The organism is Bradyrhizobium sp. Ec3.3 (assembly GCF_000472925.1).
GTDB lineage: Bacteria > Pseudomonadota > Alphaproteobacteria > Rhizobiales > Xanthobacteraceae > Bradyrhizobium.
In genome coordinates, this window is record NZ_AXAS01000070.1 from 20,360 (window position 1) to 36,627 (window position 16,268).

Genomic DNA, 16,268 nt, shown 5'->3' on the forward strand with positions numbered 1-16,268 from the left:
CGTCGGAAAATATTGAAGGCCGGGCGTGCGTGTGTGGCCACCTTGTGCAGGTCGGCGGTGTTCTGTTCAATGGCACTGACGAGAACGAGGGTTGCGATGCGCACGCTACGTTGGACAGTCGTGGTGGTGGCGACGATCCTGGCAGGCGCTCCGGCCACGGCTCAACGCTACGATCCCCATTATCCGGTTTGCCTCCAGAAGTGGGGGCAGACCGGCGCCATCGCCATCGACTGCAGCTATACATCGTTGGAGCAGTGCCGGGCGACGGCGTCGGGACTCTCGGCGACGTGCTACGCCAACCCATATCGGCCGCAGGCAGATCAGGCATCACCGGGCCGCGTCCCTCGGCGACAAGGCGTCTACTAGTCGGACGGTGTAGCCGCGAGTGCAGCTCCTTCAATCCACGTGCGTCTATCCACGAGTCCCGACTGCCGGTGTGCCCGTGCGCGCATGATGCGCGCCCCCTCAGAACTGTCTCAGAACTGTGATGCGCGGCACAGTCAGCACGGCGTGGTGTTCCTAGAACTGCATGATCCAAGACAAACTTTGCTGAGCCCGATGGGGACCCCGATGACCATCATCTTCCTGACAATCGCATGCGCGGCCGTTCTTAGCCCGCTGCTCTATTGGGAAGCGCACCACGCCAAGGTTCAGCCAATGACCGCCCTTCCCAACCCGCAAAGGAGAGCAGACCATGAACGACCGCGACCATTTGGAAGCAGTTTGCGTCGAACTTCGCGATGAGGAAGTCGAGGCCGTGAGCGGAGGGGTCTCCGACCTCGGCAAGTACATCACAAAGGCGGTTGACGAGGCTATCAGCGCTGCCATCGGAGGAAACTCCGGTAATCCCGGCAACCCCGGCATCCGACCCTTGTGAACGTGCCTGATCAGAGGAACGCCACCTCGATCGGCTGATGTCACGCCGCCACGTCCAGTGCCACTCCGAGCCGAAATCCGTCCAACATTCGGCTACGCCCTATAAGCAGTGCGGAAAGCGAAACCCATCGAGGTGTCGAACGACAAGCCTGATGGGTTTCGCAAGTGCTCTACCCTACGAACTAAGTGCACTGTCGCCGCAATTCAGAGCCTGGCCGAGACCTTCACGATCACCTCGACGGTTCGCGTGATCGGCTGATTGAGCGCGTTCAGGCCCTGACGGGCATAGGTGAAATGATCGTCTCCGACATATCCGGCAGAGGAGACGTAAACCACCTGGCCGCCATTGATCGACACGCTCCCGTTGCTGGGACGCGAGACCAGCTTCACGCTGTGAATCGGACCTGCGGATCGCTGCAAAGCGATACTGCACCGCTTGCCGCTGACGACATACATTGTCCCGTTCACGGTCTGATTATCAAGCGTGCGGATGTACGGCACGACGCATGTACCGGCCAAGGCAGGACCGGTGAGTACCGACAGCAAAAGACAAAGCAGTCCTGCAAACCTGATCATGCTTCCCTTCCAAATATTGATCCGCGTCCAACGATAGAGCTGGTCATTTACAAAAACAATCAGCGCCCGGCTTGTGATCCCGCGCCAAATACCGTCTTTTCGCGACGTGGTTTGAGCGTGGAAAGGCTGGAGTGCCGTAGGGGCCTGCGTCAGCCCGTAGATGGGTGCACTACCCCAGCGGTGCGGCGTAGAACGCACCAGCGGCCGTTACTGAGTCGGGCAGGCCATGCATCGTCACAGCGTGAGCCCGATCAGGAGAGTGTGTGTCATTCGCGCGCTGATCGCTCTAACAGCGTCTCGTCTCGCAATGTCTGCCGACGATTACCAATCACTCCGAAAATTGGAGGCTTGAGCAACACAGATGCAACACGGAAGACTCGAGCTATTGATGTCATTCAATGCCGAGCGGATTTCGCATCCGTCAAACCGTGATTTTCGATGGTTTTGACCGGCTCAGCGAGTGTGCGCGCGGTCACGGAATAATCGGGGTGCTTTCTTCACTCTCCGCTCCATGGCCGCACAACCGGCGAGGACGAAGATGAACCTGGACCACGCTCTTAGTCTCATTACCTTCGCGAACGGAGTGCTGCTGTACGTGGTGCTCGTAACCACGCTACGGCGCCGGCTTAGGCGCACCCCGTTGCAAATCAGTCACAGAGGAAAAAGCCAGACGCGAGTGAAGGCCGCGGTGTATTCCTTGAGCCCACAGTCTCGGGCAGCAACGAGAGTGCAGCCATGACCAAACGCCAGCTCATGTTGACCGGAGTGATCTTTGTTTCCTTGCTGATGACCGGCCATGCCGTCTGGGATCACTTTTACGCCTCCGACAATGGGAAGAGCACTTGGCAGATAGCGTGGGACCACGCGATGGATCGCAAGGACTTCATCGAGTGGGTTCCAAAGGGCTTGAAGGCTCTGGGCAAGATTCACCTGCGGCCGTAAACGCCGCGAGCGTTTCGCAGCCTGAGTTGCGAAATGACTGGTGTTGTCCGAAGCACCATTCCGGGCGGGATGTTTGACAGGCACACCTTCCGCTGCGTGGGGATGAATGCTTCGCTTGACGGCAAGGCCACCGGCACCACGGTATGCGAGGCCATTGATGAGGATGGCGATAAGCGCTTGTCGTACTTTTCTCTTGGCAGTGATGGCAAGGTCGCCCGGGAGAATGTCGTGGGCACTGGAAAATACGAAGGCATGGTCGCGAGGGGCGCGGTCCTGCCGCTGGGGCCGTTTCCAGTGATCAAAGCTGGAACGTTTCAGGACTGCAATCATCAGAGCGGCACTTACAAGCTGAAGTAATAGCAGCACGAGAAATGCCGCCATTTGAGCGGCGGCACTTCTTTTGCGAGGCACGCGCGAGCGCGCGCCAGTGCGCGTTTCGTCTGCCAAGCCTGCGGCAGCCCGGCGCGGATGTCCGGCCGGACTTCAAACTGAGGCCTCCAGTTGCGGCTATGGGATCTCGGTGAAGCCTATCCCAACGAGGTGCCTCTTTTGAGCAATCGTTCCTTCCCGGCTTGGGGACCTAGAGTTGAAATCGCCCGCCGGGCTTCCAGCCCCAGCCCCGAGAGCAGGCGACCCTACCAAGCTTCCCGCAAGGTGGGGTCGCTGCCTTGTTGGGGACTCGCGGAGGGGAATTAGGACAGTGTGAGATTTCTTTCATTCATACGGGAGGCCCCATGACCGACGAGAGACTCGCCCGTCTGCGTGCCCACGATAAGAACATCAGCCGATATCGACGCCTGCTTAAAACCAATCTGTCAGATCTTGAGCGCCAATTTTTGGAACAGCGCCTGAGCGAGGAAAAGTCTGCGGTCGAGAGCCTGACCCATCCTGCTTTCCACCCCACGGATTGAAGACCGTCTGGACCATGACGTTGCCGGTCTTGTTGCTGCCGTGACCGCGGCCGAGGTGCCGCCAGATAGACGATCGCCAACCGACCCAGGAAGGAACCCGGCGCGTTTTGCAGGGTTGGCTGATCAAGTGTTCGACTCTTACGAGTGGAGGTGATCCATGAGCACCGTCAAGACAGCAGCCGCGCTCTTTTTTGCCGGCACGATATCGTTGGTCAGTGCATCCGCTTCTGCCGCACCCCTGTCATCCCTTTCCGGATTAGCGAAATCGACTGAGAATACGGTACAGGTTCGCTGGGGTGGTGGCTGGCACGGTGGTGGCTACGGCTGGCATGGAAGAGGCTGGGGCATAGGCGCGGGACTTCTTGCAGGCGGTCTGATCGCAGGCGCCCTTGCTGCCCCTTATTACGGTGGCGGCTACTACGATCCTTATTATTCCTACGGCTACGTGTATCCGGACCCCGGGTATGGGGATCCCTACTATAGCGGAGGATACGGGTATCCACCCGCCTATGCCCCTCCGCCTCGCTTCTATGGGAGCCCCTACGGAGGTCCCTACTGATAGGCCCGCTTCGGCCCTGTCACAAACCTGTGGCATGAGCCTTGCTAATTGAAAACCAACTGGGATTTCAGTGCCCGGTTTTGAGACAAGAGCGCTGCCGGGGGGACTGGCATTTCGAGCCCGGCAGCGTTTGTCTTATCGGTACTCCTTGGCGCTGTAGAGAGCTTGGCAAGAGATTGCCCTTATCCGCCACACCGGACGCGCGACGACCTCATTAAGTCACCAGATCAGCGGCGACCGCTCGACGTACGAACCGTTCAAGGTGCGCTCATGCCGGCAGACGCATCTTCAAAATATGCGGTCGCGCCGATGAATACATGCCGCCGGTTCACGCCGGCGAGCTCGCTACGTCCTGAGAGCGTCGACCGCGTGGGCGACAAGAACGCTAATGCTGAGTACGATCAGGCAAACAATTGCGACTTGAAATAACATCGGAGTGGTTTCTGTGTGGCCAAGGGTGAGCTGCTTATAAGCTGTCACATTTTGCCAGCATTTGGCCGAGCTCGCGGCGCCTTGGTGTTCACGTCGTTACAAGTTTGCAAGGTCTAAAATGCCAGCCGGCCAACGCGCACAAGCATCATTGGCCCCCCTCCTCGGCCACCAGGATAAGCGCCTCCCTTGCCGCGTGCCATTCGGGCCGACCGTGCATGGCTTTTGGCAATGCCGCACGCGGGCATACAACTCGCCTGACGTAGCCGCCAATGCCCCACCTTTGGCGCATTGGCTGCAAACATCCCTAATTCGGTCTCCCCAGCTTCCTGTTGCCGCCACAAACAGAACTCACGAATGCGTGACCGCATAGGGGGAAAAGATGCGCGCACAGAGAAGAACGTGGAAAGTCATGGGGGTCAAACGTCGCGAGTCAAATATCGAGCAACTCCAGTTAGATCTGGCGGCGTTCAATCGGTGCATAGAGGTCCTGGAAAAAGCCGATGCCAATCCTCACGACGTGGAGGTTCTGACTTCACATGCGCTGACCATCGCCGAACAGATCGATGAGGTGCGCTGGTCGAACCCCGCGCAGGCGTTGGGCTGGTTGTTCGAGAAATCAATCCCGCAAGGTCGCTGAATCAGAGCGCTGACTCAGGCAGATGAAAATCGGGCGCTGAGCGTTAGCTGCCCTGGAGCGCGAGCGGCCGCGGCTTTTCGTTCGTGATTAGCTTCGAGCGCCGACCGGTCCCGGCCTTCACGGGCAGCCCGGCTTTGTGGCCTCGTGGCGCCGCTTTATCTGAATAGACCCGCCATCAAGGTGGGCGGTTCGCCCTTCAAAACTTTCGCTGACGCCGGAAAAGCCTGCGAATCCTTCTCGACGCATCTAACGAAATGACAGGCCCGAGCCAGCCGAGCGTGCGACGCGAAACGGAGGCCTAGCGCTTTTCATTCAGCGGGTGCATTCTGGAGTGGCTGGAACTGAGAGAGGGCGTCGTTATGCGTCACCCGTCCAAACCGCTGCTTCACAAAGGGATCGTTTACAAGGCCGGCACGATCGGTCTCGGGTTGCTCCCCATAGCGATGGCGTTCGCTGCCGTCCTGATACCCTGATCGGCACGTCTGCCCCGCGAGGCGCAACTTGATCCGCCGCGACAGATTAGCCCGACCCACCACCGTCGGTACGTACTAAATTGTGCCCTCTAGCCTGTAGAGCCTCGGCATTTTTCTTGCGAGGCACACGCGGGTGCGCACGCCAGTCGTTAAGCTAGTCGTAGTTGGCGAGAATCCGTTCTAGCGACGGAGCCGCGGTCCTGGTTGCGGCAGGAGGCACCAGAACCACGGCGGTCAGGATGTGCAGGATGCAAAAGCCGACCGCGATGATCGCCAACAGCGTATTTTCGCTCAGTGCCGGAAGCTGAATGAAGGCGTTCCGTTCCGATTTCTCACTCATCGACATTGTCAGGTCCCTTGAGGTCGGGCGTATTGGAGATTGCCCGCTGATCGGACTCCGCGATGAGATGGGCAAATTGTCTTAGGACGCGCTCGGCCTGTCGCAGCCGCGAGCAGTGCAAGGCTTCGAGCAACCAGGTCGAAAGGCTTCTCCGTTGCGCCTGACGCTCGAAATTTGCTTGAGGCACAGAGAGGCCGGTCGTTGAAAACGACGCCTGTGGCATCGGTCAAATTCCACAATTGAGATCGGAGAGCGGCGCATTTGATGCATGATCATACGCGGGCCCTCTGGGCTCCTCGCCCACGCAGTCGGTACCATGCCGGTGCGCGGGACGTTGTGCCGTGCGTATCAACCGGCATTGATATATTTTGAGGATGCTCCGCGCCCCGCGGGACACGACTAGCCAGTCGCCTCACCTCCCCGATGCCAAGCTGCCGGGATGGTCGCTCCCCTTCCGAAAAAATACGGCTGTGGCGCACACGCCACGACCTCTGAGAGAACGTCGCGACGTGCCGACCGTACAATTGCAGGGGATTCAGCGAATCACTTAGACCGCAATTGGGGCTGGGAAGCGGAGAGTAGAATGAGAGTCGCTTCCTTGGAAAGTGTACTGGCGGCAGCCAGCTTGATCTTGGGTATCGTCATCGTGTTGTGGGGAATCAAGATCTTCTACGGCGTGTAACGTGTAAACAGACAGGACGCAGGCGTCGAACAAGAGACCCTCGAAAAGGTCCACGACGAGGCATCCCTTCCGCGGCGGCGGAAGCCCTGCTGTTTTTCATGAGTGGACGCGCGCGACGAATGACCGCTGCGTCACGAGGTCGTCCGCTTCGACCTCGCCTTTGCCTTGTCCCGGTTCAGCAACGTCAACCGACGAAGTCGCTGTTCACCCAGGTGAGCTCACCTAATGCGACGCGCGGACTGGCGCGCTGTTCAAACCCACCCATGAATCCGTGCCCCCTTGGGGCAAAGCGTTGCTGGCAATATACGGTAATATAGTACAGATGCGCCTACGCGAAGTGAACGGCGCGTCCCGGAATGACGAGCATGGTCGGCCCCCGTCCTACTTTGCATGGGGTTGTTTTCGCAAAAATGCGCGAGGCCCGGGCGGTCGGCATGTCTGGCCCAGTGGATCCCAGGGGATCACTTTCCCTGGCCAACCGATTGCGAGGGATGCGTCGCGAGCCGATCGAGGGCGGCCTGCTGTGCCCGTTCGCCGAAATGAAGGCACAGGAAGAGGACGAAGCCCGCCACCGCAACGATCGCGAACCAGGCGACGCTCATGCGTGTCTGCTTCGAGCGGAGGGATCGAATCGAAGATCGCCGCATCGTCGGCGTCCGTCGTCGTGATCAGAAACGGCCTCGGCTGGTACGGGGGAATCACACCGAGGCCGCCATTCCCACGTGCCGACAGTCGGCGGTCGTCGGCACAGCAAGGCAAGTCGGCCAGGCGCCAACGGTTCCAAGACACCGAGGCCCGGTTGCTGGACGCCCCTACTCCGCGTCGTTCTCGCGCCGCTCGCGCGCGAGCTGGTGCCACGCCAGCGCAAGCTGGATCAGCCGCTGCCGGTCGGCGCCTTCGGAGGCCGCAGCGCGCTTCATCGCTGCCTCGGCTTCACTCTCGGGGTCATACTCCGCACTCATGACCGCGATCATGGCTCGCAAAAGTGGACAAGGGCATGACAATTCGCCCCGTATGAATGCGGGGGGTCAACGCGGCGCTCCCGCAAAATGATCGGGAAAACCGCAATCGACGCGGGATTTTCCTCGAGGCGGCTAAAGTTCTTTCGCAGCGGCTGACGAGTCGAGGCTTCTCAGGCCGCTCTCGATCACCTCGATATCGTCGTCGATCTGCGCAATCGACTGGCGACAGTCGAATCCCTCGATGGATCTGAGATCGACGGCAAGGCGCCGCCTGTGCATCCGCAGATCCTCCAGCGACTGGCGATCCCTGATGCGCGTAAAACCTTCGACGATCAACTCGATGGCCTTGGACATGATGCATACCCCCAGCTCTCGACGCAGCCGGTCCGGGCAGTGGGACCGGCACACCGTTTAAGCCTGCGATCCCCGTCCGGGTTCCGTCATTAACGCAGGTTTGGTTAACGCTGGAGCGCAGCAGAATGCAGGCAACGACGCCTTGCGCCTTCGGCCCTCATTTCGAATTGGCACTCGCTTTGCTCAGGCATGGCCAATTAGCCAGACCCGCTCTGGGTCTGTTTCACAGTGAGGCAAGCCATGCAGCCGATGTCCCGCTTCGAAGCGACCGCCACCACACAACTCCACGCCTTGATCGCCGACCTCAGATGGAGGGTTCAACTCCTCGATGCCGACATCAAGGAAGAGGAGCGCAAGGCCGGCGTGTCCGATCCCGCGAATCTTGCTTATCCCATGCTGGCCGTGACCCTGCGGGGACGCCGCGATAACCTCCACGCGACGGTTGCCACCCTGCAGCGGCAGCTCGAGGCGGTGGCCCCGCCGGCCGACTGGGGCCGGGCCGCCTGAAGTCGCCGGCTTGTGTTGACGGCGGTTCACGAATTGTGGCCGCGACTGTGAATTTAATCACAGAGGCGACGCGATTCCTCGGCTAAAAGGCAGCCGATGCGGCCGCGGGACCTTGCGGCCGCGGGCCAGTCCAACCGACGCTTCAACCGCCCCCTGCCCGCCATGACGCACGACGCCGAAGCAGCAGCCACGAACGCCGCGGACGCACAGACGCCGCGCCCGAGCCGCGATCTGCTCGGCGTCGCTTATCTTGCGACTATCGGCGTCGTCATGGTCGCCTGGATCGGCGGCCTGATCTGGGCCGGAGTAGCCGTGGTGACTTGGCTGATCTTCTAGAAAAGATTTGGCGCCAGTTGCGCGGCCTTGATGCCGCCGCACACGATCATTCCCCAAAGCGCAACGCTGATCTGGATAGCGTCCAACATGTCCCGTTTCCCCGCGAATCAATTCAATCGTTTTTTTCTTTGATCAGAACCGCGAACTCGCGGGGAGCGCCAGAGAAAATTTCAGGCAGTTGTTGTGCGTCGCCGAAGAATGCACAGCGCTCGTCGAGCGACGGTATCCGCGTGCCCGAGACTGGTTGAGACGTAGGCAGCTGCGCAGTTTGCCTAACGCGACGCCACGCGCCGCCACTTGGCCTCGATCCGCGCCTTGATCGCGCGGACACGTGCTTCATGCGCGGCCCAATATGCGCGGCTGGCCGCCGCCGTGCCGTGTTTGTAGGTCGCGTAGACGTCGGTCGGCTTGACCGGTGACGGCCGTGCTTGTGGTTTCGCGCTCACGACAGTCCGCGCGGGCTCGGGATCCGGCGCTACGGCCGTGGTCGCGCCTGGTGTCGCGAATGGCGAGTTCATCGCGATGAGGCGGTTGCGCGCGCGATTGCAGTAAATCACGGAGCGCGCCGTCATGGTCTCTTCGCCGTGCCCTGCGCGGTATTTCATCAGTGCGCGGCAGAGGTCGCCCTGCGCCAGCCGCCAGGCCCTGGCGAGATAAATCACGCCGTAGTGGATGTTGATTTCGGGTCTGGCGAGCTCGACCGTGGTACCTTTGAAGCCGAGCAGGGCCGCGGTCTCGGGCTTGACCTGCATCAGCCCGATCTCGCCGACGCGGCCAATCACCGTGGAATCGAAGCGGCTTTCGACGAAGACGACGGCTTCTGCGATATCGGGCGGCAACTTCGTCTTCGCAGCTTCCTTCTCGATCAGCGCGCGAACGGATGCACGCGCCGGAAACGGCTCGGCATCCGCGGCTGACGGAGCTTCGACACTATCCGACGTGACCGCATCGGAGACGTCGACGGCCGCAGCATCCGCTGCGCCAGCGCGCACTGGGCCGGCCGCGAGCACCGCCAGACAAAGCGGCGCGGCATACAGGACCCATGACAGGCGCGTGCAAGACCTCATCGGCGCTTCATAGCGGAGGCCAGTTAACAACGCTTGTCGGCAAGCCCGCCGCGCGATCGCGCCGCAATTCGAAGGATCGCATCAAACGAAAGAGGCGGGCCTTGGGCCCGCCTCGGTCAGATCGTAGATCGATCCGCGGATCAGTAGCACGCGCGCCGATCGGCAAGCACGTACTGCCCGCTCGGATAGCGGTAGTAGCAACTACCCTGCGACCAATAATAGCCCGGCTGCGACGCAGCCGTTGCGCCAGCGATCGCGCCGGTCGCGCCGCCGAGTACGGCCCCGGCGGCCGCTCCCGTCGCGTTGCCGGAGATCAGCCCGCCAAGCACGCCACCGACGATGGCTCCGCCGAGCGCGCTCGCGCCGGGGTCTGCCGGAGCAGGCGGCGGAGGCGGCGCATAGGCCGGGGGTGGCGGCGCATAGGCCACCGGCACGTCATCGATGTAATCTTCGGAGATGTAGGCGGGCGGCCCGTCCATCCGCTCCGGATAATAATACCAGGCCCCGCCGACGTCCCACCACCAGCCATAGCGGCCATTGTGATTCTCATGCCGCCAGCGTCCGCCCTCCCAGGCGAGATTGCCGCGATAGGCGTGTCCGCCCCAGTCACGCTGCGGCACCGGCCCGCGGGCCACATAGCGCCCCTGTGGCGGTCCGCCAGCCGGGCCCTGGTGCGCCCCCTGCGGCGGCGCGACCCGCGTGGCCTGCTGCGGCGGCGGTCCCTGGCGCGTCGCGTGGGGAGCATTGGCGTGTGGCGGCGCGCCCGCACCCGGCCCCGGCGGCTGGCCGCCCCTCCCCGCGTTCGAGTCCTGCGCCTGCGCCGAAAGCGCGAGCAGCGACACGACCGAAACCAAGGGAATGATAATCTTCATCCGGCTGGATGCACGCATTGGTGCCTACCCCTTACCTGTATCTCTCATCTGTCGTCGCCGTGGTCCGGACGCCCAACGATTCCGGGCCCCGGTTGATGCCGGCGGACAAAGGTGATCACGTTGATCACCGATGTCCCGTTACAAATGGTTAAGATCACGGCAATTTTTCGTCCGCCGAGTTAGCGCGCCGGCTCGATCACGTTGCAATTCGTGCGTCCCGACATCACGCAATCCTGCATCTTGCTGGCCGCGATGAGATCGCGCGCAAGCCAGAGGCCGACGCCGAGGATGACGACGGCAATGATAAGTCCGGCGATAGCGCCGCGGCGATTATCGCCAGGCGGACTTGGTTGCGGCTTTGGTTTCGAGTTGGGCTGGGTATCGGGCATGGCGAGGTGAAGCCGTGAATTGCTGCCCCTTACCATCTCTGCGGCGTCACGTCACATCGAAGCTCACTGCTTGGGTGCGCGGAGTGCCACCTTGTTAGATGCCGAGGCGGCCTGCTGCACCCGCGGCGCGCAGGTCGTGAGCACAAACGCCGTTCGGCTGCACTGCCATTCGGCGCCGAGCAAGCTGCTTTCGACCGGTTTGGGCTGGGCCAGGAAAACCGCGACGCCGGCAAGCGCTACTGTCGCAAATGTGATCGCGAGCGTTCGCAAAGACAGCCGGAAAATAGTCATCGCCGTAGCTCCGTTCGTCTCGGTGCGGACACTCGGCGCCGCCCCCGTGCTCCCTTGTGAGAGGGATCACAATTCGGCAGTTTTTCCGGACTACGAAAGATCGGCGATTCCAGCGATTTTTCGCGACCTGATAGGCTGCGATTAAGGGTGGCTTCGCGACGCGCATAGATGTACACGCTTGTTCGTCGCGCGGCGCGCGTTTGTTCGCGGCCGGCGCACCCACAGACGCTGATGTAGGATTGAAAGCGAGGAAGACAAGGCTCGTTCGATGAGTGGATTCAGGGAACCCGGCTTCACAGACCGGCAAAAGGCGGCGCAGGAAGCCCGCAAAAATCTTTTGAACAAATTCAAATCGCAGCCGGGGCACGACGACCCCGGGGTCGCGGCGCGGCGCGCCGAACGCGAGGCGATTGCCGCCAAGCGTGCCGAGGCAAAGTCGGCACGCGAGGCAGAAAAGGCTGAGCAGAAGCGGCTTGCAGAAGAGGCCGCGGCTGCGGAAGCCGCACGAATTGCTCGCGAATCCGAGGAGGCCGCCACAAGGATGGCCGAGCTCGAAGCCGAGCAGAAGGCCAAGCGCGACGCGCGTTACGCCGCCCGCAAGGCCAAGGGCAAGCGGAAGTAACCGTCACTGCGGATCAGATGCGACCGGCCTGCGCGCGTGGCGCGGTCCCGTCGCATCTGGTCGGATTCCACGATGCGCAATTGCGCATTGGGGCTCGCGCCGTCGCGCGCGGGGCAATGACGATGACGGCGCGATCAGTTCTTCTTCATCATGCCGCCGTCGTCCTTCTTCATGTTGTCCTTTGACATCGTATCCTTCTTCATCCCGTCATCCTTGGACATGGAGTCCTTCTTCATGCTGTCCTTGGACATCGTCTCTTTCTTCATCCCGTCCTTCTTCATGTCGTCCATGGCGAAGGCGGGCGCGAAGGCCAGGCTGAGCGAGAGAGCGGCAGCGGAGACGCCGAGCGCGATGCGGGTGCGAATGGTCATGGTTGATCTTCCCTTCGAGGTGGAGGTTGCCAGCGACGGATGCCGCTACTCCTGCTCGACGGGGCGCCGGGCGCCTTTGTTACGCGAGCGGCCGAATTTTTTCCGAGCCCTTGCCCTGTTTCCGTGTTCAGCCCGACACAATTTTGCCCGTGTCAGCCACGCTAGTGCGCGGAACCTGAGGAACGAGTGTGCAGCGCAGCATCGGCACCACCGCGACTTGCCGCCGCATTCGCTCTCGAACTATCAGACTAGATAATATCAGCTAAAGACCGGCTAGGATAGGCTCGGGCGCCGGCCTCAAGAGTTCAATCAAGAATAGTCCTGAGGGACAAATCCAACGGACAAATCAGGGATCATTCCATGTTCACGCGACGTCACCTTCTCGCGACGGCTGTTGCCGCGCCCGCCATTCTCCGTTTCGGCACCGGGACCGCGCAGGCCGCGACCACGCTTAAGATCTCGCACCAATTCCCGGGCGGCACGATCGACAAGGGCGATTTCCGCGATCGTCTCTGCCGCATGTTTGCCGCCGAGGTCGCAAAGCGCAGCAAGGGCGACATCTCCGCCGAGATCTATCCGAACTCCTCGCTGATCAAGACCAACGCGCAGTTCTCCGCGATGCGCAAGGGCGCGCTCGACATCTCGCTCTATCCGATGCCCTATGCCGGCGGCGAACTGCCGGAGACCAATATCGGCCTGATGCCGGGCCTCGTTACGACCTACGATCAGGGCATGCGCTGGAAGAAGGCGCCGGTCGGCAAGGCGCTCTCCGACTTCCTCGCCGACAAGGGCATCATCCTGCTCTCCTGGATCTGGCAGGCCGGCGGCGTCGCCAGCCGCTCCAAGGCGATCGTTTCGCCGGAGGACGCCAAGGGCATGAAGGTGCGTGGCGGCTCGCGCGAGATGGACATGGTTCTGCAAACGGCGGGCGCGTCCGTGCTCTCGGTACCCTCGAACGAAATCTATGCCGCGATGCAGACCGGCGCGTGCGATGCCGGCATCACCTCCTCCACCAGCCTGATCTCGTTCCGCCTCGAAGAAGTCGCCAAATCGCTCACCTCGGGCGCCGGCGCCTCCTACTGGTTCATGCTCGAACCCCTGATGATGTCGAAAGCGATCTTCGACAAGCTGCCGAAGAACCATCAGGACATCCTGCTTGCGGTCGGCACCGAGCTCGAAGCCTTCGGCCGCAAGGGCGCGCAGGATGACGACGTCGAGGTCGCCAAGGTCTATGAAAAGGCCGGCGCCAAGGTTAGCGCGCTCGATGCAGCGACCGTCGGCAAGTGGCGCGATATCGCCCGCGATACCGCCTGGAAGGATTATGGCGCGAAGACTGCGACCGCGGCGAGCCTGCTCAAGCTCGCCTCCGAAGTCTCGGCATGATGCACGGTCCGCTTCCGGATCGTGACGACCCGGTCGATGCCGCCGCACGCCACGGGCTTGCGGCGGTGCTCGATCGTGGTCTCGCCGTCCTCAACAGGATCATCGTCGTGCTGGCAGCGCTCGCGCTGGTCGCCGCCTGCGCGATCCTGAGCTACAGCGTGCTGAGCCGCGCCCTCTTCAAGGCCGCCAATTACTGGCAGGACGAGGCGGCCGTGTTCCTGCTGGTCGGCGCCACCTTCATGACGGCGGCCTATGTTCAGCAAAATCGCGGTCATATCGGCATCGAGGCCTTTGTCGGGCTGTTGTCGCCGCTCGCGAACAGGATCCGGCTCTGGCTGGTCGACGCCGTGACGCTGCTGTTCTGCGCCTTCTTCACCTGGAAGTCCTGGACACTCACGCATGAGGCCTATGTCGACGGCCAGGTCTCGAATTCGATGTGGTCGCCGCCGCTCGCCATTCCCTACAGCCTGATGGCGCTCGGCATGAGCCTGCTCTGCGTGCAGATCATCGTGCAGCTCGCCCTTCCCTTCACCGGAGCCAAGCGCCGATGAGCGTGTTCGGTATCGGCCTGTCCTACGGGCTGGCGACGCTGTTTGTGATGTTTTCCGGCATGCCGATCGCGTTTGCGCTCGGCGCGGTCGCGGTCGTGTTCATGGGCATCTACATGCCGGCGGCCTCGCTCGATACCGTGACGCAGAACGTCTACGAGGAAATGGCCTCGATCACGCTGCTGTCGATCCCGCTCTTCATCCTGAAGGGTGCGGCGATAGGCAAGTCGCGCGCCGGCCAGGATCTCTACTCGGCCCTCCATGCCTGGCTCCATCGCGTGCCCGGCGGCCTCGGCGTCGCCAACGTCTTTGCCTGCGCGCTGTTCGCCGCAATGGCCGGCTCCTCGCCCGCGACCTGCTCGGCGATCGGCTCGGCTGGCATTCCCGAGATGCGCAAGCGCGGCTATTCCGGTGGCTTTGCCGCAGGAATCATCGCCGCCGGCGGCACGCTCGGCATTTTGCTGCCGCCCTCGATCACCATGATCCTGTTTGCGGTCGCCGCTGAAAAATCGCTCGGCCGGCTCTTCCTCGCCGGCATCGGCCCAGGGCTGCTGCTGGTCAGCCTGTTCGGCGCCTATGCCGTGATCCGCTTCCGCCAGGAATATGCGGCGGCTGAAGCCGCCTACAACAAGGGCGGCCCCGAGGCTGCGATCCTTTCCCGTGACGAGTTCACGCTTGCCGAACGCTTCAGTGTGCTGCCGCGCGTCATTCCGTTCGTGCTGCTTCTGACCGGCGTCATGATCGCGCTCTACGGCGGCTATGCCACGCCGTCGGAGACCGCGGGACTGGGCGGCCTGCTCGCGCTCGCGCTGATCGCGATGATCTATGGCGTCTGGCGGCCGACCGACCTTGGCCCAATCATGAAGTCGACGATCCGGGAATCGACCATGCTGATGGTGATCATCGGTATGTCGCTGCTCTATTCCTACGTGATGAGCTATCTGCACATCTCGCAATCGGCCGCCGAATCCATCGTCGCGATGCACCTGCCGCGCTGGGGCCTGCTGTTCGCGATCCTCGCCATGGTGATCGTGCTCGGCTTCTTCCTGCCGCCGGTCTCGATCATCCTGATGACCGCGCCGATCATCCTGCCCCCCTTACGTGCCGCCAATTTCGACATCATCTGGTTCGGCGTCGTCATGACCATCGTGATGGAGATGGGGCTGATCCACCCCCCGGTCGGCCTCAACATCTTCGTCATCCGAAACGTGGCGCCAGACATCCCCTTGAGCGAGGTGATCTGGGGCACGCTGCCCTTCGTGCTGTTGATGATGGGCGCCGTTCTCCTGCTTTGCTTCGTGCCGGAGATCTCGACCTGGCTGCCGGATCTCGTGATGGGGCCGGACGGGAGCAGGTAGAACAAATCCAGCGTCAGCCCTTCGGCTCGCGCGATTTTCGCGCCACGCCTTCAAGGTGAACGCGACGCGCTTCGTTTCGGCGCGCGCGCTCCTTGCGGCGGCAGGGACGGCACCTTGTCGCCGTTGTGAACACATCGCCCTTGGCGGTCTCGTACCACCACTTCTGCTGCTTGGCCGTCCACGTTTCGACCTTTCCGCAGGCCTTGCAGGCAAACTCGATCGCGGCGTACGTGCCGCGTTCGACGAATGCGGGAATGCTGTAGCTGTTGCCCGCCGGGTTGAGCCTGGTCGGGTCGACTGGCAGCTCGTCGCGCAAACGAGCGAGACGCACGAATTCCTGCCGCGCTTTTCTGGCAGCTTGCGCGGCGAGAAGCGCTTCCTTTTCGCGCCTTTTTGCCTTGCGCGCGTTGATCTCAGACCGCTTCTGTTTGTTGCTTTTCATTACTTCAGCCCGTTGGGGGGCATCCGTCTTTCCGTCCTTGCTGGAGAGGTGGAGGGTTACGCTTCGCGCTAACCCACCCTACGAGGCTGTGACTCTTTTCGTATCGAGCGTCAGGTGGATATGATTCTCTAAGCAGATTGATTTGCTGGAGAGAATGATGGCTGACGATAGACTTTTTGGCGAGTTGCCGGAACAGTCGGCGCCACGAACCGAAGCAGTGCCGCGGGGAGCACCTCGGCTGCGTGAGCCCTTGCGCGACCAGGTCGAATTGCGGGCGGTCGATATCGACAGCCTGATCGGGCAGGATCATCCTGTGCGGGTAATCTGGGCCTATGTTG

The 16,268-nt window shown here is 61.9% G+C and carries 24 protein-coding genes and 1 pseudogene; 14 read left to right on the plus strand and 11 right to left on the minus strand.

Features of this window, described 5'->3' with window-relative positions; genetic code table 11:
* Positions 1-96: 96 nt before the first annotated feature.
* Together YUU_RS57360 and YUU_RS0139705 are read left to right on the plus strand one after the other, a co-directional pair.
* A complete protein-coding gene (locus YUU_RS57360) occupies positions 97-366 on the plus strand; it encodes a DUF3551 domain-containing protein (protein ID WP_084801780.1) in 270 nt (89 codons plus the stop codon).
* A 328-nt stretch (positions 367-694) separates the two neighbouring features.
* A complete protein-coding gene (locus tag YUU_RS0139705; RefSeq protein WP_027527254.1) occupies positions 695-877 on the plus strand; it encodes a hypothetical protein in 183 nt (60 codons plus the stop codon).
* Between the two features lie 203 nt (positions 878-1,080).
* Here YUU_RS0139705 and YUU_RS0139710 read toward each other — a convergent pair whose 3' ends face one another.
* Positions 1,081-1,452 (minus strand): Ig-like domain-containing protein, encoded by a 372-nt coding sequence (locus YUU_RS0139710; protein WP_027527255.1) that lies wholly within the window; start codon positions 1,450-1,452, stop codon positions 1,081-1,083.
* Positions 1,453-2,187: 735 nt separating this feature from the next.
* Here YUU_RS0139710 and YUU_RS0139715 point away from each other — a divergent pair.
* From YUU_RS0139715 to YUU_RS0139730, 5 genes are all read left to right on the plus strand, one after another.
* Positions 2,188-2,394 carry a hypothetical protein gene (locus YUU_RS0139715; RefSeq protein WP_027527256.1) on the plus strand — a complete coding sequence of 69 codons (207 nt, stop codon included), beginning with the start codon at positions 2,188-2,190 and terminating at the stop codon, positions 2,392-2,394.
* Between the two features lie 33 nt (positions 2,395-2,427).
* On the plus strand, positions 2,428-2,751 hold the full coding sequence (locus YUU_RS0139720; protein ID WP_156944783.1) for a hypothetical protein: 324 nt from the start codon (positions 2,428-2,430) through the stop codon (positions 2,749-2,751).
* A 377-nt stretch (positions 2,752-3,128) separates the two neighbouring features.
* Positions 3,129-3,305, plus strand: coding sequence for a hypothetical protein (locus YUU_RS60570; RefSeq protein WP_198031916.1), 177 nt, complete (start codon positions 3,129-3,131; stop codon positions 3,303-3,305).
* A gap of 157 nt (positions 3,306-3,462) precedes the next feature.
* Positions 3,463-3,864, plus strand: a complete 402-nt coding sequence (locus YUU_RS57365; protein ID WP_084801777.1) for a hypothetical protein — start codon at positions 3,463-3,465, stop codon at positions 3,862-3,864.
* Between the two features lie 811 nt (positions 3,865-4,675).
* Positions 4,676-4,933 carry a hypothetical protein gene (locus tag YUU_RS0139730; RefSeq protein ID WP_027527258.1) on the plus strand — a complete coding sequence of 86 codons (258 nt, stop codon included), beginning with the start codon at positions 4,676-4,678 and terminating at the stop codon, positions 4,931-4,933.
* 627 nt (positions 4,934-5,560) lie between these two features.
* On the opposite strand, the gene YUU_RS0139740 is transcribed toward YUU_RS0139730, so the two are convergent.
* The 4 genes from YUU_RS0139740 to YUU_RS0139760 form a co-directional block, all read right to left on the minus strand.
* Positions 5,561-5,746 (minus strand): hypothetical protein, encoded by a 186-nt coding sequence (locus tag YUU_RS0139740; RefSeq protein ID WP_156944784.1) that lies wholly within the window; start codon positions 5,744-5,746, stop codon positions 5,561-5,563.
* A gap of 1,143 nt (positions 5,747-6,889) precedes the next feature.
* Positions 6,890-7,030 carry a hypothetical protein gene (locus YUU_RS59425; protein WP_156944785.1) on the minus strand — a complete coding sequence of 47 codons (141 nt, stop codon included), beginning with the start codon at positions 7,028-7,030 and terminating at the stop codon, positions 6,890-6,892.
* 210 nt (positions 7,031-7,240) lie between these two features.
* The gene (locus YUU_RS60575; RefSeq protein ID WP_198031917.1) at positions 7,241-7,390 is read right to left on the minus strand and encodes a hypothetical protein; all 150 of its coding nucleotides are present in this window, start codon (positions 7,388-7,390) and stop codon (positions 7,241-7,243) included.
* A 132-nt stretch (positions 7,391-7,522) separates the two neighbouring features.
* Complete coding sequence (locus YUU_RS0139760) at positions 7,523-7,744, minus strand: hypothetical protein (protein WP_027527260.1); 222 nt, start codon at positions 7,742-7,744, stop codon at positions 7,523-7,525.
* A 240-nt stretch (positions 7,745-7,984) separates the two neighbouring features.
* Between YUU_RS0139760 and YUU_RS0139765 the strand changes: the two genes are divergently transcribed.
* Entirely contained in the window at positions 7,985-8,251 is a 267-nt protein-coding gene (locus tag YUU_RS0139765) for a hypothetical protein (RefSeq protein WP_027527261.1), read from the plus strand.
* A gap of 96 nt (positions 8,252-8,347) precedes the next feature.
* Complete coding sequence (locus tag YUU_RS0139770; RefSeq protein WP_063621812.1) at positions 8,348-8,587, plus strand: hypothetical protein; 240 nt, start codon at positions 8,348-8,350, stop codon at positions 8,585-8,587.
* A 272-nt stretch (positions 8,588-8,859) separates the two neighbouring features.
* Here YUU_RS0139770 and YUU_RS0139780 read toward each other — a convergent pair whose 3' ends face one another.
* The 4 genes from YUU_RS0139780 to YUU_RS0139795 form a co-directional block, all read right to left on the minus strand.
* The gene (locus YUU_RS0139780; RefSeq protein ID WP_027527263.1) at positions 8,860-9,654 is read right to left on the minus strand and encodes a transglycosylase SLT domain-containing protein; all 795 of its coding nucleotides are present in this window, start codon (positions 9,652-9,654) and stop codon (positions 8,860-8,862) included.
* 140 nt (positions 9,655-9,794) lie between these two features.
* Positions 9,795-10,544 (minus strand): hypothetical protein, encoded by a 750-nt coding sequence (locus tag YUU_RS0139785; protein ID WP_027527264.1) that lies wholly within the window; start codon positions 10,542-10,544, stop codon positions 9,795-9,797.
* A 161-nt stretch (positions 10,545-10,705) separates the two neighbouring features.
* On the minus strand, positions 10,706-10,915 hold the full coding sequence (locus YUU_RS0139790; RefSeq protein ID WP_027527265.1) for a hypothetical protein: 210 nt from the start codon (positions 10,913-10,915) through the stop codon (positions 10,706-10,708).
* Between the two features lie 63 nt (positions 10,916-10,978).
* Positions 10,979-11,206: a hypothetical protein gene (locus YUU_RS0139795; protein WP_027527266.1), complete on the minus strand. Its 228-nt coding sequence runs from the start codon at positions 11,204-11,206 to the stop codon at positions 10,979-10,981.
* A gap of 268 nt (positions 11,207-11,474) precedes the next feature.
* On the opposite strand from YUU_RS0139795, the gene YUU_RS0139800 reads away from it, so the two are divergent.
* Positions 11,475-11,828 (plus strand): DUF6481 family protein, encoded by a 354-nt coding sequence (locus YUU_RS0139800; RefSeq protein WP_027527267.1) that lies wholly within the window; start codon positions 11,475-11,477, stop codon positions 11,826-11,828.
* Between the two features lie 134 nt (positions 11,829-11,962).
* Here YUU_RS0139800 and YUU_RS0139805 read toward each other — a convergent pair whose 3' ends face one another.
* Complete coding sequence (locus YUU_RS0139805; protein WP_027527268.1) at positions 11,963-12,199, minus strand: pentapeptide MXKDX repeat protein; 237 nt, start codon at positions 12,197-12,199, stop codon at positions 11,963-11,965.
* Positions 12,200-12,559: 360 nt separating this feature from the next.
* Here YUU_RS0139805 and dctP point away from each other — a divergent pair, with 360 nt between their 5' ends.
* Genes dctP through YUU_RS0139820 form a run of 3 tightly spaced genes read left to right on the plus strand, consistent with a single transcriptional unit; the run spans position 12,560 to position 15,488 of the window.
* Positions 12,560-13,582 carry a TRAP transporter substrate-binding protein DctP gene (gene dctP / locus YUU_RS0139810; RefSeq protein ID WP_027527269.1) on the plus strand — a complete coding sequence of 341 codons (1,023 nt, stop codon included), beginning with the start codon at positions 12,560-12,562 and terminating at the stop codon, positions 13,580-13,582.
* The gene (locus YUU_RS0139815) at positions 13,579-14,133 is read left to right on the plus strand and encodes a TRAP transporter small permease (RefSeq protein WP_027527270.1); all 555 of its coding nucleotides are present in this window, start codon (positions 13,579-13,581) and stop codon (positions 14,131-14,133) included. The genes dctP and YUU_RS0139815 overlap by 4 nt, the downstream gene beginning before the upstream one ends.
* On the plus strand, positions 14,130-15,488 hold the full coding sequence (locus YUU_RS0139820; protein ID WP_027527271.1) for a TRAP transporter large permease: 1,359 nt from the start codon (positions 14,130-14,132) through the stop codon (positions 15,486-15,488). Before YUU_RS0139815 ends, YUU_RS0139820 begins: the two co-directional genes overlap by 4 nt.
* A gap of 13 nt (positions 15,489-15,501) precedes the next feature.
* Here the strand turns inward: YUU_RS0139820 and YUU_RS0139825 are convergent, their stop codons facing one another.
* Positions 15,502-15,930, minus strand: coding sequence for a zinc-ribbon domain containing protein (locus tag YUU_RS0139825; RefSeq protein ID WP_027527272.1), 429 nt, complete (start codon positions 15,928-15,930; stop codon positions 15,502-15,504).
* A 154-nt stretch (positions 15,931-16,084) separates the two neighbouring features.
* Here YUU_RS0139825 and YUU_RS57370 point away from each other — a divergent pair.
* Positions 16,085-16,268, plus strand: a pseudogene (locus YUU_RS57370) (IS5/IS1182 family transposase); the annotation flags it as partial.

Bases quoted from the DNA above. Each gene is read 5' to 3' on its own strand.
- YUU_RS57360 (WP_084801780.1), top strand. From the start codon at position 97: ATGCGCACGCTACGTTGGACAGTCGTGGTGGTGGCGACGATCCTGGCA.
- YUU_RS0139705 (WP_027527254.1), top strand. From the start codon at position 695: ATGAACGACCGCGACCATTTGGAAGCAGTTTGCGTCGAACTTCGCGAT.
- YUU_RS0139710 (WP_027527255.1), bottom strand. From the start codon at position 1,452: ATGATCAGGTTTGCAGGACTGCTTTGTCTTTTGCTGTCGGTACTCACC.
- YUU_RS0139715 (WP_027527256.1), top strand. From the start codon at position 2,188: ATGACCAAACGCCAGCTCATGTTGACCGGAGTGATCTTTGTTTCCTTG.
- YUU_RS0139720 (WP_156944783.1), top strand. From the start codon at position 2,428: ATGACTGGTGTTGTCCGAAGCACCATTCCGGGCGGGATGTTTGACAGG.
- YUU_RS60570 (WP_198031916.1), top strand. From the start codon at position 3,129: ATGACCGACGAGAGACTCGCCCGTCTGCGTGCCCACGATAAGAACATC.
- YUU_RS57365 (WP_084801777.1), top strand. From the start codon at position 3,463: ATGAGCACCGTCAAGACAGCAGCCGCGCTCTTTTTTGCCGGCACGATA.
- YUU_RS0139730 (WP_027527258.1), top strand. From the start codon at position 4,676: ATGCGCGCACAGAGAAGAACGTGGAAAGTCATGGGGGTCAAACGTCGC.
- YUU_RS0139740 (WP_156944784.1), bottom strand. From the start codon at position 5,746: ATGAGTGAGAAATCGGAACGGAACGCCTTCATTCAGCTTCCGGCACTG.
- YUU_RS59425 (WP_156944785.1), bottom strand. From the start codon at position 7,030: ATGAGCGTCGCCTGGTTCGCGATCGTTGCGGTGGCGGGCTTCGTCCTC.
- YUU_RS60575 (WP_198031917.1), bottom strand. From the start codon at position 7,390: ATGAGTGCGGAGTATGACCCCGAGAGTGAAGCCGAGGCAGCGATGAAG.
- YUU_RS0139760 (WP_027527260.1), bottom strand. From the start codon at position 7,744: ATGTCCAAGGCCATCGAGTTGATCGTCGAAGGTTTTACGCGCATCAGG.
- YUU_RS0139765 (WP_027527261.1), top strand. From the start codon at position 7,985: ATGCAGCCGATGTCCCGCTTCGAAGCGACCGCCACCACACAACTCCAC.
- YUU_RS0139770 (WP_063621812.1), top strand. From the start codon at position 8,348: ATGCGGCCGCGGGACCTTGCGGCCGCGGGCCAGTCCAACCGACGCTTC.
- YUU_RS0139780 (WP_027527263.1), bottom strand. From the start codon at position 9,654: ATGAGGTCTTGCACGCGCCTGTCATGGGTCCTGTATGCCGCGCCGCTT.
- YUU_RS0139785 (WP_027527264.1), bottom strand. From the start codon at position 10,544: ATGCGTGCATCCAGCCGGATGAAGATTATCATTCCCTTGGTTTCGGTC.
- YUU_RS0139790 (WP_027527265.1), bottom strand. From the start codon at position 10,915: ATGCCCGATACCCAGCCCAACTCGAAACCAAAGCCGCAACCAAGTCCG.
- YUU_RS0139795 (WP_027527266.1), bottom strand. From the start codon at position 11,206: ATGACTATTTTCCGGCTGTCTTTGCGAACGCTCGCGATCACATTTGCG.
- YUU_RS0139800 (WP_027527267.1), top strand. From the start codon at position 11,475: ATGAGTGGATTCAGGGAACCCGGCTTCACAGACCGGCAAAAGGCGGCG.
- YUU_RS0139805 (WP_027527268.1), bottom strand. From the start codon at position 12,199: ATGACCATTCGCACCCGCATCGCGCTCGGCGTCTCCGCTGCCGCTCTC.
- dctP (WP_027527269.1), top strand. From the start codon at position 12,560: ATGTTCACGCGACGTCACCTTCTCGCGACGGCTGTTGCCGCGCCCGCC.
- YUU_RS0139815 (WP_027527270.1), top strand. From the start codon at position 13,579: ATGATGCACGGTCCGCTTCCGGATCGTGACGACCCGGTCGATGCCGCC.
- YUU_RS0139820 (WP_027527271.1), top strand. From the start codon at position 14,130: ATGAGCGTGTTCGGTATCGGCCTGTCCTACGGGCTGGCGACGCTGTTT.
- YUU_RS0139825 (WP_027527272.1), bottom strand. From the start codon at position 15,930: ATGAAAAGCAACAAACAGAAGCGGTCTGAGATCAACGCGCGCAAGGCA.